Annotated in this window: 13 protein-coding genes; 7 read left to right on the top strand and 6 right to left on the bottom strand. The window is 69.3% G+C overall.

Annotated elements, in window-relative coordinates; all coding sequences use genetic code 11:
- Positions 1-253 precede the first annotated feature (253 nt).
- A complete protein-coding gene (locus ABEA33_RS21225) occupies positions 254-643 on the top strand; it encodes a VOC family protein (RefSeq protein WP_345529017.1) in 390 nt (129 codons plus the stop codon).
- Between the two features lie 102 nt (positions 644-745).
- Here the strand turns inward: ABEA33_RS21225 and ABEA33_RS21220 are convergent, their stop codons facing one another.
- The 5 genes from ABEA33_RS21220 to ABEA33_RS21200 all read right to left on the bottom strand — a co-directional run bounded on the left by ABEA33_RS21220 (position 746) and on the right by ABEA33_RS21200 (position 5,694).
- Positions 746-994: a hypothetical protein gene (locus ABEA33_RS21220; protein WP_345529015.1), complete on the bottom strand. Its 249-nt coding sequence runs from the start codon at positions 992-994 to the stop codon at positions 746-748.
- Between the two features lie 983 nt (positions 995-1,977).
- Complete coding sequence (locus tag ABEA33_RS21215) at positions 1,978-2,454, bottom strand: DUF2243 domain-containing protein (protein WP_345529014.1); 477 nt, start codon at positions 2,452-2,454, stop codon at positions 1,978-1,980.
- A gap of 72 nt (positions 2,455-2,526) precedes the next feature.
- Positions 2,527-2,733: a hypothetical protein gene (locus tag ABEA33_RS21210; protein ID WP_345529012.1), complete on the bottom strand. Its 207-nt coding sequence runs from the start codon at positions 2,731-2,733 to the stop codon at positions 2,527-2,529.
- A gap of 96 nt (positions 2,734-2,829) precedes the next feature.
- Positions 2,830-4,083: a cytochrome P450 gene (locus ABEA33_RS21205; protein WP_345529010.1), complete on the bottom strand. Its 1,254-nt coding sequence runs from the start codon at positions 4,081-4,083 to the stop codon at positions 2,830-2,832.
- A gap of 45 nt (positions 4,084-4,128) precedes the next feature.
- The gene (locus tag ABEA33_RS21200) at positions 4,129-5,694 is read right to left on the bottom strand and encodes a peptide chain release factor 3 (RefSeq protein ID WP_345529009.1); all 1,566 of its coding nucleotides are present in this window, start codon (positions 5,692-5,694) and stop codon (positions 4,129-4,131) included.
- A gap of 120 nt (positions 5,695-5,814) precedes the next feature.
- Here ABEA33_RS21200 and ABEA33_RS21195 point away from each other — a divergent pair, with 120 nt between their 5' ends.
- The 4 genes from ABEA33_RS21195 (at position 5,815) to katG (ending at position 10,166) form a co-directional block, all read left to right on the top strand.
- The gene (locus ABEA33_RS21195; protein ID WP_345529008.1) at positions 5,815-6,024 is read left to right on the top strand and encodes a hypothetical protein; all 210 of its coding nucleotides are present in this window, start codon (positions 5,815-5,817) and stop codon (positions 6,022-6,024) included.
- Between the two features lie 16 nt (positions 6,025-6,040).
- A complete protein-coding gene (locus ABEA33_RS21190; protein ID WP_345529006.1) occupies positions 6,041-7,366 on the top strand; it encodes a chloride channel protein in 1,326 nt (441 codons plus the stop codon).
- A 66-nt stretch (positions 7,367-7,432) separates the two neighbouring features.
- Positions 7,433-7,867 (top strand): Fur family transcriptional regulator, encoded by a 435-nt coding sequence (locus ABEA33_RS21185; RefSeq protein WP_345529003.1) that lies wholly within the window; start codon positions 7,433-7,435, stop codon positions 7,865-7,867.
- 67 nt (positions 7,868-7,934) lie between these two features.
- Complete coding sequence (gene katG / locus ABEA33_RS21180) at positions 7,935-10,166, top strand: catalase/peroxidase HPI (RefSeq protein WP_345529002.1); 2,232 nt, start codon at positions 7,935-7,937, stop codon at positions 10,164-10,166.
- Positions 10,167-10,223: 57 nt separating this feature from the next.
- On the opposite strand, the gene ABEA33_RS21175 is transcribed toward katG, so the two are convergent.
- Entirely contained in the window at positions 10,224-10,724 is a 501-nt protein-coding gene (locus ABEA33_RS21175; RefSeq protein WP_345529001.1) for a hypothetical protein, read from the bottom strand.
- Positions 10,725-10,809: 85 nt separating this feature from the next.
- On the opposite strand from ABEA33_RS21175, the gene ABEA33_RS21170 reads away from it, so the two are divergent.
- Both ABEA33_RS21170 and ABEA33_RS21165 read left to right on the top strand, forming a co-directional pair.
- Positions 10,810-11,340 carry a Dps family protein gene (locus ABEA33_RS21170; protein ID WP_345529000.1) on the top strand — a complete coding sequence of 177 codons (531 nt, stop codon included), beginning with the start codon at positions 10,810-10,812 and terminating at the stop codon, positions 11,338-11,340.
- A gap of 14 nt (positions 11,341-11,354) precedes the next feature.
- The gene (locus ABEA33_RS21165) at positions 11,355-12,143 is read left to right on the top strand and encodes a DinB family protein (RefSeq protein WP_345528999.1); all 789 of its coding nucleotides are present in this window, start codon (positions 11,355-11,357) and stop codon (positions 12,141-12,143) included.
- Positions 12,144-12,174: the final 31 nt, after the last annotated feature.

Raw genomic sequence — 12,174 nt, 5'->3', positions numbered from 1 at the left:
GAGCTCCCCTCGCTGGGCGAGCGCTTTCAGGTCGATCCGTCGAAGTCGGCTACATCCGGTTCGACCTTAAAACGCTTGGCTTTGCCGCTACTTCTGTACCTCGGAGGCGGAAGTCGCGGCTCAGCGTGTTCATGGCGAAGTTGGATGGCGTCGAGTGTCGCCGAGTGCAGGATCGGAAGGGAACGCCGGTGCCGCGCAGGTTTGACTCGGCCAAAGGTCTCAACGAGGGCACAGCCCCCGTATACCCTTGGTCATGCCCACTACAGCCATATCGCACATCAGCATCACTGTCTCTGATCTCGGCCGGAGTGAGCGCTGGTATTCCGAGGTCCTCGGCTGGTCGAAGCAAGCAGTTGGGCGAAGCGAATCAACGACGTTCGCGTATGGACTTCTTCCCGGGGACTTGGCGATTGTCCTCCGTCAGCACGACGTGCCGGAGCCATCAGCCTTCGATGAGCGCCGCCCAGGATTGGACCATCTTTCCTTCGCTGTGGCGGAATTGAGTGATCTAGCGTCGGTGGAAGCCATCCTGCGAAGCCGCGGGGACCGCCTCACTCCTGTCGTGGTCATGCCGCCCAATGGCCATCAGCTCACGTTTCGTGACCCGGACGGGATTGCGCTCGAACTGGTGCACATGGAGTAGAGGGACTCCCAGAACTTGGATGACGCCTTGGAGCGGACGTTGCCCCTTAGCGGCGCATCGTGGGCATATCTGCAACCTCAGAGTGGTGGCACCGGTCGGGTCCTAGATCATGTCTGACAGGGTAATGAGCACGACTTGAAAAGGGATGAAGGTCGCGAGATCTTCCAGGCTCGTTCGCGACGGTTTCCCATCGTTCTCAAGCGAGCGGAGGGTGAGCTCGTCCGCGTCGACTGCCAAGTCCTGAACTGCTCCAGCAAGTAACAACAGCGCGTAGGTGTCAGAGGTGTACAGCAGGGAGGCTAGGTCGTCGAGAGCGTCGACGCTGTCGATGGTTTCGAGGTACGGGGTCATGGTGGAGCAGCAGGCGTTCCCGCCATCGCGTGGGCGGAGGGAGTAGGAACGGCTTCTTCTTCCGGGACGCGGGCGATGGCACGAGCGCGGTAGTCATGGCGGGCGCGTTCGGGGTGCCCAGGCCTGGAGGATGAGGGTCCTTGCCGATGGTTGCGATGGCCTCACTCGATCTCCCTCGCCACTGGGTCGGGTAAGGGATCTGACAGGTCATCGAAATGTCATCAGAAACGACCGGCAAGTGACCCGAGACGTTCCGATAGAGTTGAAGGCGTCCGATGGGGAACCTCCTCAGCAAACCGAGGTTTTCCAGGGGAATCCGCAGTCTGAGGTAGCCCGGTGAGGGCCTCCGATCTTGTCCAGAGGTCGCAGGTTCGAATTCCTGCTCCGCTGGCCCTGCAACGTGCCGCGGGCCCGGCAGGCAGGCTGCCTGGCGTGCCGGTGGCAAGTCCGTAGTCTTCGTGGCGTTGCGTTGCTCCGACAAAGCGGCCGTCCGCAACTGTCGATCTGAAAGCGGCGGAAAGGCGGCACTTCTGGTGTCGAGATCGCCCGAAGTGAGCCGAGCGGGTGCCAACAGGTCAGGTAACGTGGGCGATGTCAGTGCTCGTGATCCAGGGCGTTGGCCCAGGTGAGAGCGATGTCGGCGGGTGTTCGGTCGAGATCTTCCGAGATGTTGTGGATATGCCTTTCGGTTCAGGGGGTCAGGGGTTCGAATCCCCTCAGCTCCACCGAAGAAGCAGGCCCGGGCTGGCGTTGAACCCGAATTCAGGGGATCAGCGCCAGCCCGGTCTCATTTGTTTCCCGCGTTGTCTGCGGCGGACTCCTCTGTTGATTGATGTCATGACGACGGAGATCGTGCTGGTGGCGGACACGCACGTTCCCAAGCGCGCGGCACCCGCCCGAGGTAGTAGGACGCACGGCACCTGGCTCACCGTGCCGCTCGGCGCCGTGGCGCTGGTCAACGAGCCGCCACGTGGTCCATCGGCTCAGGTCCGGCCGCGTCGAATCAGGACCCAGCCGGCCGCGATGAGGAGCAGGGAGACGCCGAGGAAGCCGAGTTCCCAGGACAGCGGACCTCCCAGGTCGTCACGGACGTGGTGGACGCCGAGCAGCTGATGGTCGACCAGGCCCTCCACCAGGTTGAAGAGGCCCCAGCCGGCCAGCATGCCGCCCACGTGGAAGGACCAGCTCGGTGCGATCCGTCCCTGCCGCCAGAGCGCGATGGTGACGATGGAGGCGCCGAGGACGACGAGGAACGTCCCGACGTGGAAGAACCCGTCAGCCATCGTGTTGACCTCGAGGCCGCCGACCGTCGTCGTCGGTGCTCCTTCGACGTCGCTGACCATGTGGTGCCACTGCAGGATCTGGTGCAGCACGATCCCGTCGACGAAACCGCCCAGGCCGATGCCGAAGAGCAGGCCGGGCGCCGCCGATGGCCGCTCGGCTCCTCCTTCTGCGTCCACGTCTTCCTGGTAGCCCAGGAGCGCTCCCCGCATTCGCCTCGACGACTACTCGCGTGCTCGCACCACGATTGGTCAGCTCGCGTTCGCGAGCTCCCGCTTGAGCAGTTCGGCCGCATTGCGAAGCGAGACGATGTCGGCAACGAGCTGGTGCATCTCCTCCCGGCACTCGAGCATGGCCGGATCGGCCGCGTCTCCCGCCGTTCGCAGGTGCGCCTCCAGGGCCGATGCGTGTTCGAGGGCGGTCGCCGCCGACTGGTCGACGAGCTCGATGACACTCATGCGTTCTCCCGGTCGGCGGCTGGCTCTCGGGTACGACCTTGGCCGGTCGGGCAGCCACAGCGGCGAAACGCGGGGCCGGGTACCGAACATTGAGGATCAGTGGGCGCGGACCGGCAGGCTCAGCGGCATCCGGACGAGGGTCGCGTTGCCGCGTCGTACACGCCCCGCTCGGCGCAGGCTCGGCATCCGCTCGGCGAGGACCCGCAGCGTGATGGTCGCCTCGAGCTCGGCGAGCGGGCGGCCGATGCAGTGGTGGATGCCGCTGGAGAACGCGAGGTGCTCGCCCGCGTCGGTGCGGGTGATGTCGAAGGCTGCGGGATCGCGGAAGACGGCGGGGTCCCGGTTGGCGCCGCCGATGAGCACGTTGACCCACTGGCCGGCGGCGATCGGCCGGCCGGCGACCTCGGTCTCGTCGAAGGACACCCGGCCGGTGCGCTGCACGGGCGGGTCGAACCGCAGGGTCTCCTGGACCACGGCCCCGGCGAGCTCGGGATCCGCCACCAGCAGCGCCCACTGGTCGGGGTGGTCGAGGAGGGTGTCGACGGCGTTGCCGATCAGGCCGACCGTGGTCTCGAACCCGGCGATGAGCAGCATCCGGCACAGTGGCACCAGCTCGTCCGCGCGGATCGGTGCGTCGCCGTCGCCCTCGGCGGCGACGAGGGCGCTGATCAGGTCGTCACGGGGCTCCCTGCGGCGCTCGTCGATGATCTGGTCGAGCAGCCGGGTCAGCTTGTCGGCGGCCACCATCACCTGCTGCGCGTGCCGCAGGGAGCGGAACCCCGGCGCGGCGTCGCCGAGGACCGCGCCGTACGCCGCCAGCGTGGTCCCCTCGCGTTCTGGGAGGCCGAGCAGCTCGTTGATGACTGCGACCGGCAACGGCGACGTCAGGCTCGGGACCAGGTCGAACGTCCCGGCAGCAGCGACGTCGTCGAGCAGGCGGGTCACGGTCGTCTCGACCATGACGCGGAAGTCGGCCAGCCGGCTGGGGGCGAACGCAGGGGCCGCCAGTCGCCGCAGCCGGGTGTGGTCGGGCGGGTTGCGGGTCAGGAACGAGCGGTCGAAGGCCTGGTCCACCGGTGCCGAGCTCTCCGGCGCGACTCCGAACCTGCGGCTGCGCAGGACCTCGTCGCAGATGGCATGGTCGGCCGACGCGAGGTGCCCGGTCGGCGTCACGACGAACGAACCGGCTGTCCGGATCTGCTCGTAGACCGGGTAGGGGTCGACGACGGAGCGCAGCCGGGCGAAGTCGTTGCGGCGCACGTGGACGTCGAGCAGCCCGCGCGCCTTGCCGCCGTACAGGTCTGCGGCGAAACGGACGCCCCGTCTCAACTGCTCCGCGCGCACCACCATGGGTCGCGACCCTATCGATTGAAAATCGAAGTTGATCTGCGGGGTTCAGCCGCCGCCGGCAGGCAGCGCCTCGAGCATCACGTCGGGGTTGTCGCGGGCCGTCGTGCCGGCGCGCCACTGGTCGACGAAGAGCGCGAGGTAGGTGCCGTCCGAGCGCTGCAGGACCTCCACGCCGCGCTTGCCCGCGAGCGCGGTCGCTCCGGCGGCGTCGGTACGACGGGCCACCTGGTAGTCGAGCCGCGAGAGCCGGATGGGGGAGTTGAACTCGTTGGTCATCCGCTCCTGGACGACCTCGAACTGCATCGGCCCGACCGCGGCGAGCACCGGGCTCTGGTCGCCGCGCAGGTCGGAGCGGAGCACCTGGACGACACCCTCCTGGTCGAGCTGGTCGATGCCGCGCCGGAACTGCTTGTAGCGCCCGATGTCCGCGGCGGTGGCGGTCTGGAAGTGCTCAGGGGCGAAGCTCGGCACCGGCGGGAACTCGATCTTGTCGCCGACGTACATCGTGTCGCCGACGCGCAGAGCCTGGGCGTTGACCAGGCCGATGATGTCGCCCGGATAGGCGTGCTCGATCGAGGACAGCTCCCGACCGAAGACGGCCTGCGCGTACTTGGTCGCGAACGGCCGGCCGGTCGAGGCATGGGTCACGATCATGCCGCGGTCGAACTCGCCGGACACCACCCGCGCGTAGGCGACCCGGTCGCGGTGGGCGGCGTTCATGCCGGACTGCACCTTGAAGACGAACGCGCTGAACGGGTCCTCGACCTCGCGCACCGAGCCGTCCACGCCCTCGGTCGCGTGCGGCGCCGGGGCCAGGTCGAGGAGCAGGTCGAGGAGCTGGGCGACGCCGAAGTTCTGCAGCGCGGAGGCGAACATGACGGGCGTCGTACGCCAGGCCAGGAAGCCCTCCTGGTCGTGGTCGGCGTCGTCGGCCGACAGCAGCTGGTGCTCCTCGACCGCGTCGTGCCAGACAGCCGCATCGATCTCGTCGACGTCGGAGGCCGGCATCCGCACCTCGGGGGCGCGGGTCGCGCCGCCCGCGGTCCGGGTGTACTTCACGAACTCGCCCGTACGACGGTCCAGCACGCCGCGGAAGTCGCCGGCCTCACCGACCGGCCAGGTCAAAGGAGTGGGGCGCAGCTTGATCTGCTGCTCGATCAGGTCCATCAGCTCGAGCGCGGCCAGGCCAGGCCGGTCCCACTTGTTGATCACCGTGATCACCGGGATTCCCCGAAGCGCGCAGACCTTGAAGAGCTTGAGCGTCTGCGGCTCGAGCCCCTTGCCGGCGTCGACCAGCATCACGGCGGAGTCGACCGCGGACAGCACGCGGTAGGTGTCCTCGGAGAAGTCGCTGTGACCGGGGGTGTCGACCAGGTTGACGACGTGGTCGCGGTAGACGAACTGGAGGGCCGCCGACGTGATCGAGATGCCGCGCGCCTTCTCCATGTCCATCCAGTCCGACACCGTCGCGCGGCGTCCGCCCTTGCCGTGGACGGCGCCCGCCTCGGTGATCACCCGGGCGTGCAGGGCGAGGGCCTCGGTGAGCGTGGACTTGCCGGCGTCGGGGTGGCTGATCACCGCGAAGGTACGGCGTGGGCGGTTGTCGGACACGCCGCGAACTTACCGGCCGGACCGGCGGTTCGACGGATCGGGATGCGCGGCGTCCGTTCCACTGGTTGAATCCCCGTCACAGGATGCCGGTCGGGCGTTCGCTGCAGACTCGGAGGCACCATGGCACGCCGTTCGTCGGTCGACCGCGAGGACGGCGGCGTCGTCGGCCAGGAGGGTCGGGTCACCGGCACCGTCGGCCCGGGTCTGGTGGGCGAGGTCATCCTCCCCGTCCGCGGCGGCCTGATCGCCTCGATCACCGGGAGCTCCACCAGCACGACGGACACCGCGGACACCACGAGCACGCAGGACGCGTCAGCGAGCGCCTCCTGACCACTAGCCTCAGCGCATGACCAGTGAGGCAGTGGCCGGTCCGGACCTGCACAACCGCCGCTACCTCGCGCTGCTCGGAGGCGCTGCACTGCTGGGGATCCCGCTGTCCCTGGTGGCGTTCCTCTTCCTGGCCGCCGTGCACGAGCTCGAGCACCTGCTCTGGCACTCGCTGCCGCACGAGCTCGGCTACGCCGAGCCGCCGGCCTGGTGGGCGATTGCCGCGCTCGGACTCGGCGGAGTGCTGGTCGGTCTGGCGGTGCGATACCTGCCCGGCCACGGCGGTCACGTGCCCGCGGACGGGTTCTCCGCAGGCGGGGCCTCGGCGAGTGCCGTGCCCGGCGTCGTCCTCGCGGCCGGCGCCGGTCTCGCGCTGGGAGCAGTGGTCGGACCCGAGGCGCCCCTGATCGCGCTCGGCGGGGGACTGGCCCTGCTCGCCATCAGGTGGACCAGGTTCGCGGACGACCCCCAAGCCACCATGATCCTGTCCGGTGCGGGATCGGCCGCCGCCATCTCCGCCATCTTCGGGAACCCGCTGATCGCCGCGATCCTGTTCCTCGAGATCGTCGGGCTCGCACGGCGTCAGGCGACGCTGGTGCTGCTGCCCTGCCTGGTGGCCAGCGGCGTCGGCGCCGTGCTGTTCACCGGCCTCGGTGACTGGACCGGGTTCGGCATCGGCTCACTCGCGATCCCCGACCTGGAGGCGACCGGCCTGTCGGTGGGTGACGTGGTCCTCGTCTTCCCGCTGGCCGCTGCGGTGAGCGTCGTGACGTGGGTGATCTTCGGCGTCGGCAAGCGGGTAGCGGTCATCGCCGGCGAGCACGTCCTCGCCGGCACGATCGGTGCCGGGCTGGTCGCCGGCTGCGGTGCGGCTCTGTACGCCGTGCTGACGGATCACTCCCCGGCCGAGGTAGCCCTCTCGGGACAGGCGACGCTGGGCACGCTCGCGAGCAGCCCGGACTCCTGGTCCACCGGCGCGCTCGTCGCGCTCATCGTCTTGAAGGGTGTCGCGTACGCCGTGTGCCTGGGCGCGTTCCGGGGCGGTCCGGCGTTCCCGGCGATCTTCCTGGGTGCGGCGATCGGCGTGCTGGCCTTCACTCTCGTCCCGAGCGTCGAGCTGGTGCCGGCGCTGGCGATCGGGATGGCGGCCGGCGTTGCCGTGATCGGCCTGCCGATCACCAGCGTGCTCCTCGTGGTGCTGCTCCTGGGAGACGCGGCGGCGAGCCAGATGCCCGTCGTCATCCTCGCTGCCGTGGTCGCGCTCGTGGTCGGCGAGCTGCTCACGACGTACGGCTCTCGGCGGCAGACGCAGGAATCGGCCGTGGCGGCTGCGACCGCCCCGTGACGGTCGCACTGGGACACACCATTCCATTTTCTTGACTCGTTCCAGAAAGCGCGCAAGACTGCCGACGTGACCCCGGCCGACGACTTCCCGCAGCTGCTGCGGGGTGCCGGGCTCCGGGTGACGCGGCCCCGGGTCGCGGTCCTGGGGGCGGTCCACTCCCACCCGCACGCCGACACCGAGTCGATCATCGGCGCCGTCCGCGCTGACCTGCCCGAGGTCTCCCATCAGGCCGTCTACGATTCGCTGCACACGCTGACCGCCGCGGGACTCGTACGCCGGATCCAGCCGACCGGGTCGGTCGCGCGCTACGAGTCGCGCGTCGAAGACAACCATCACCACGTCGTGTGCCGCTCCTGCGGGGCGATCGCCGACGTGGACTGCGCCGTCGGCCACGCGCCGTGCCTCACCGCCTCCGACGACTCCGGCTTCGTGGTCGACGAGGCCGAGGTCATCTACTGGGGCCGGTGTCCCTCCTGCGCCATCGCACCAGCCCGGCAATGAGCCGGGCAGTGAACCCAGCAATGAACCCAGCAATGAACACCCCCGTTGGAAGGAAGCGCGAAAGACCATGAGCGAGAGCAAGTCCAACCCCGAAGGGGGCTGCCCGGTGATGCACGACGGCTCGGGCAGCGAGAGCGAGAACCCCGCGCTCGACGCGCCCACCCCGAAGACCGGCGGACGGCCCCACACCAACCGGGACTGGTGGCCCAACCAGCTCGACCTCTCCGTACTGCACAGCCACTCGTCGAAGGGCAACCCGCTCGGCGAGGACTTCAGCTACGCCGCCGAGTTCGAGAAGCTCGACCTGGCCGAGCTCCGGCGCGACCTCGTCGAGGTGCTCAACACCTCGCAGGACTGGTGGCCGGCCGACTTCGGTCACTACGGCGGCCTGATGATCCGCCTGAGCTGGCACGCAGCCGGCACCTACCGCATCTACGACGGCCGCGGCGGCGCCGGCGACGGCGGGCAGCGGTTCGCGCCGCTGAACAGCTGGCCCGACAACGGCAATCTCGACAAGGCGCGCCGCCTGCTGTGGCCGGTCAAGCAGAAGTACGGCCAGAAGATCTCCTGGGCCGACCTCCTCGTGCTGGCCGGCAACGTCGCGCTCGAGGACATGGGCTTCACGACCTTCGGCTTCGGCTTCGGTCGCGAGGACGTCTGGGAGCCGGAGGAGATCTTCTGGGGCCCGGAGGACACCTGGCTGGGCGACGAGAGGTACGCCGAGGAGCGCGAACTCCACGAGAGCCTCGGCGCCGTCCAGATGGGTCTGATCTACGTCAACCCCGAGGGTCCGAACGGCAACCCGGACCCGCTGGCCTCGGCCCGCGACATCCGCGACACCTTCGCCCGGATGGCCATGAACGACGAGGAGACCGTCGCCCTCATCGCCGGTGGCCACACCTTCGGCAAGACCCACGGAGCCGGCGACGCCGACCTCGTCGGCCCGGAGCCGGAGGGTGCCCCGCTCGAGGAGCAGGGCCTCGGCTGGAAGAGCGCCTACGGCTCCGGCAAGGGTGCCGACGCCATCACGTCGGGTCTCGAGGTCACCTGGACCACGACGCCGACCCGGTGGAGCAACGACTTCTTCAAGCTGCTCTTCAAGTACGAGTGGGAGCACGCGTTGAGCCCCGCGGGTGCGCACCAGTGGGTCGCCAAGGACGCCGAGGACATCATCCCCGGCCCGGCGGCGGACTCGCCGAAGCGCAAGCCCACGATGCTGACGAGCGACCTCGCGCTGCGGTTCGACCCGGCGTACGAGAAGATCTCGCGCCGCTTCCTGGAGAACCCCAACGAGTTCGCGCTGGCCTTCGCCAAGGCCTGGTACAAGCTGCTGCACCGCGACATGGGTCCGGTTGCGCGCTTCCTCGGTCCGTGGGTCCCCGAGCCGCAGCTGTGGCAGGACCCGGTGCCGGCCGTCGAGGGAGAGCTCGTCGGTGACGCCGACGTCGCCGCGCTCAAGGCGAAGGTGCTGGAGTCCGGCCTGTCCGTGTCGCAGCTCGTCTCGACCGCATGGGCCTCGGCTGCGAGCTTCCGGTCCACCGACAAGCGTGGTGGTGCCAACGGAGCCCGCATCCGCCTGGAGCCGCAGCGCAGCTGGGCGGTCAACCAGCCCGAGCGGCTCGCCGCGGTCCTCGAGAAGCTCGAGGAGATCCGGGGTGAGTTCAACGCCGGTGGTGGCGCCCAGGTCTCGCTGGCCGACCTGATCGTGCTCGCGGGCTCTGCCGCGGTCGAGAAGGCCGCGAAGGACGCCGGTGTCGACGTGACCGTGCCGTTCCACGCGGGCCGCACCGACGCCACGCAGGAGCAGACGGACGTCGACTCGTTCAAGGTGCTCGAGCCCCGCGCCGACGGGTTCCGCAACTACGTGCGGCCGGGCGAGAAGCTGCAGCCGGAGACGCTGCTCGTCGACCGCGCGTACATGCTCGGCCTGTCGGCACCGGAGATGACGGTCCTGGTGGGTGGCCTGCGGGCGCTCGACACCAACGTCGACGGTGCGCAGCACGGGGTGCTCACCGACCGTCCGGGCGTGCTCACCAACGACTTCTTCGCCAACCTGCTGGCCTCGGGCACGCAGTGGAAGGCCTCGGAGTCGGCGGAGAACGTGTACGAGATCCGCGACGCCGCCAGCGGCGACCTGAAGTGGACGGCGACCGCCGTCGACCTGATCTTCGGCTCCAACTCGCAGCTGCGGGCACTCGCCGAGGTCTACGCGAGCAACGACGCCGCGGAGAAGTTCGTGCGCGACTTCGTCGCCGCCTGGACGAAGGTCATGGACGCGGACCGGTTCGACCTCGCCTGATCGCTCCACCTGCTCCACCACGAGAGGCTCGCGCGTCGCGCGGGCCTCTCGTGCTTTCTAGTGCTGCAGGAGCAGCTTGAGCACGACGACCAGCACACCGACGAGGGCGCCGACGAGGGCGCTGGCGAGCCGGCCACGCATCCCCAGGCCGCCCCGGGCGCCGGCCTGGTAGCTGTAGATCGCGAGCAGCGCGATCGTCGCGTAGAGCGCCGTCCAGGCGCCGACGATCAGGCTGGCGCCGAAGAGCCGCATGATCAACAGGATGCCGAGCGGCACCAGGGACGCTCCGGCGATCGGGAGTGCCTCCCAGAACGCGTGCCGGACGGCGGCGAGCGGGTGGTGGTGCTGGTTCATCGCACTGCCGATCGTGATCGCGTGCAGGTGCGCGATCCAGTAGACGATCACCGTGCCGGCGATGGCCACGCTGAGCTGAGCGGTCGTGTCCACGGTGCCGGCGCCGGCCGCGATGGCGGCGGCGCAGACGACGGTGCCGGTGATCGCACCCTCGCCGCCTCGAGCGAAGCCGAGCGGGTCGGAGAGGGGATGGTTGGCGCGCACGACCCCTAGTATCCGGCCTCGGATCGGGGTTGAGGCTAGCCTCACCTTTCTGGAATTGATCCAGAATAGGTGGTTGGCTGGAGCCATGACCGATCTCCTGCACTCCGACCAGACCACTCACGCCGCCCGCCCGCCGTTCACCGCCTCGGAGCAGCTGGCCACCCACCTCCAGCAGCTCTCCGTCGACCTGATCGACCTGCACCTCGTCGGCAAGCAGGCGCACTGGAACGTCGTCGGCCTCAACTTCCGCGACCTGCACCTGGCGCTCGACGAGGTCGTCGACGCGGCTCGAGAGTTCTCCGACCAGGTCGCCGAGCGGATGCGCGCCGTCTACGTGACCCCGGACGGCCGCGCGGCCACCGTCGCGGAGAAGTCCAGCCTCCCGGAGTTCCCGACCGGTGAGATCAACACCGCGGACGCCGTCGACCTGATCACCGCGAGCCTGTATGCCGTCGCGGGCACCGCTCGACGCATCCACGACGACGTGGACGCGGAGGACCCCACGACCGCCGACATCCTGCACGCGATCATCGAGCGCCTCGAGCAGCTCGCCTGGATGATCGACTCGGAGAACCGGGTCGCCAACGCGAGCCTGCCGCGTCCCATCCATCGGTGACGCAGCATCGCTGAGTGTTCCGCACTGTCGGTGCCTGGTGGCAGGCTGCCGCCATGGTGGAGTTCATCGAACGTGACCTGACCGGCGCCCGCTTCAAGATCGTCGACCTGAGCAACAGCCGGTTCAGCGACCTGAACATGAGTGGCGCCCTCCTGCGGGGCGTGTGGGCCGACCGGCTCGAGCTCGACGGTGACTTCGGGAGCCTGATCGTCAACGGCGTCGACGTCGCGCCGTACGTGCGGGCCGAGATGGACCGGCTCGACCCGGAGCGCGTCTTGATGCGACCGGAGGATGCCGACGGCTTTCGTACGGCGTGGCCGATCATCGAGCGGCGCTGGGCCGAGACCGTCGACCGGGCCCGGCGGCTGCCGCCCGAGCTGCTCGACGAACGGGTCGACGAGGAGTGGTCGTTCATCGAGACCCTGCGCCACCTGATCATGGCTACCGACGCCTGGGTGCTGCGCGCGCTGCTCGGTGACCCGACGCCGTACCACCCGCTCGGGCTGCCGCACTCCGAGATGGACGACCGGCCGGGGACGGTGCCGCAGGACCTCGACGCGCGGCCGAGCCTCGACGAGGTGCTGGCGGTGCGCGCCGACCGGATGGCCCGGGTCGGCGCGGTGGTCGCCGGTCTCACCGACGAGCGTCTGGCCGAGATGACCGACCCGGTGCTCGAGCCCGGCTACCCGGCGTCGGAGAGCTATCCGGTTCGCCGCTGCATCGGCGCCATCCTGAGCGAGGAGTGGGAGCACCGCCGGTTCGCTGAGCGCGACCTCGCGACGCTGGAGGCGCGGAGTCGCTAGCATCGCGCGAACGAGAACCCGTTCTAGCGCG

Source organism: Nocardioides endophyticus (assembly GCF_039543845.1).
In the GTDB taxonomy this organism is placed as follows: domain Bacteria; phylum Actinomycetota; class Actinomycetes; order Propionibacteriales; family Nocardioidaceae; genus Nocardioides; species Nocardioides endophyticus.
This window is presented reverse-complemented; position numbering and strand designations above follow the sequence as displayed.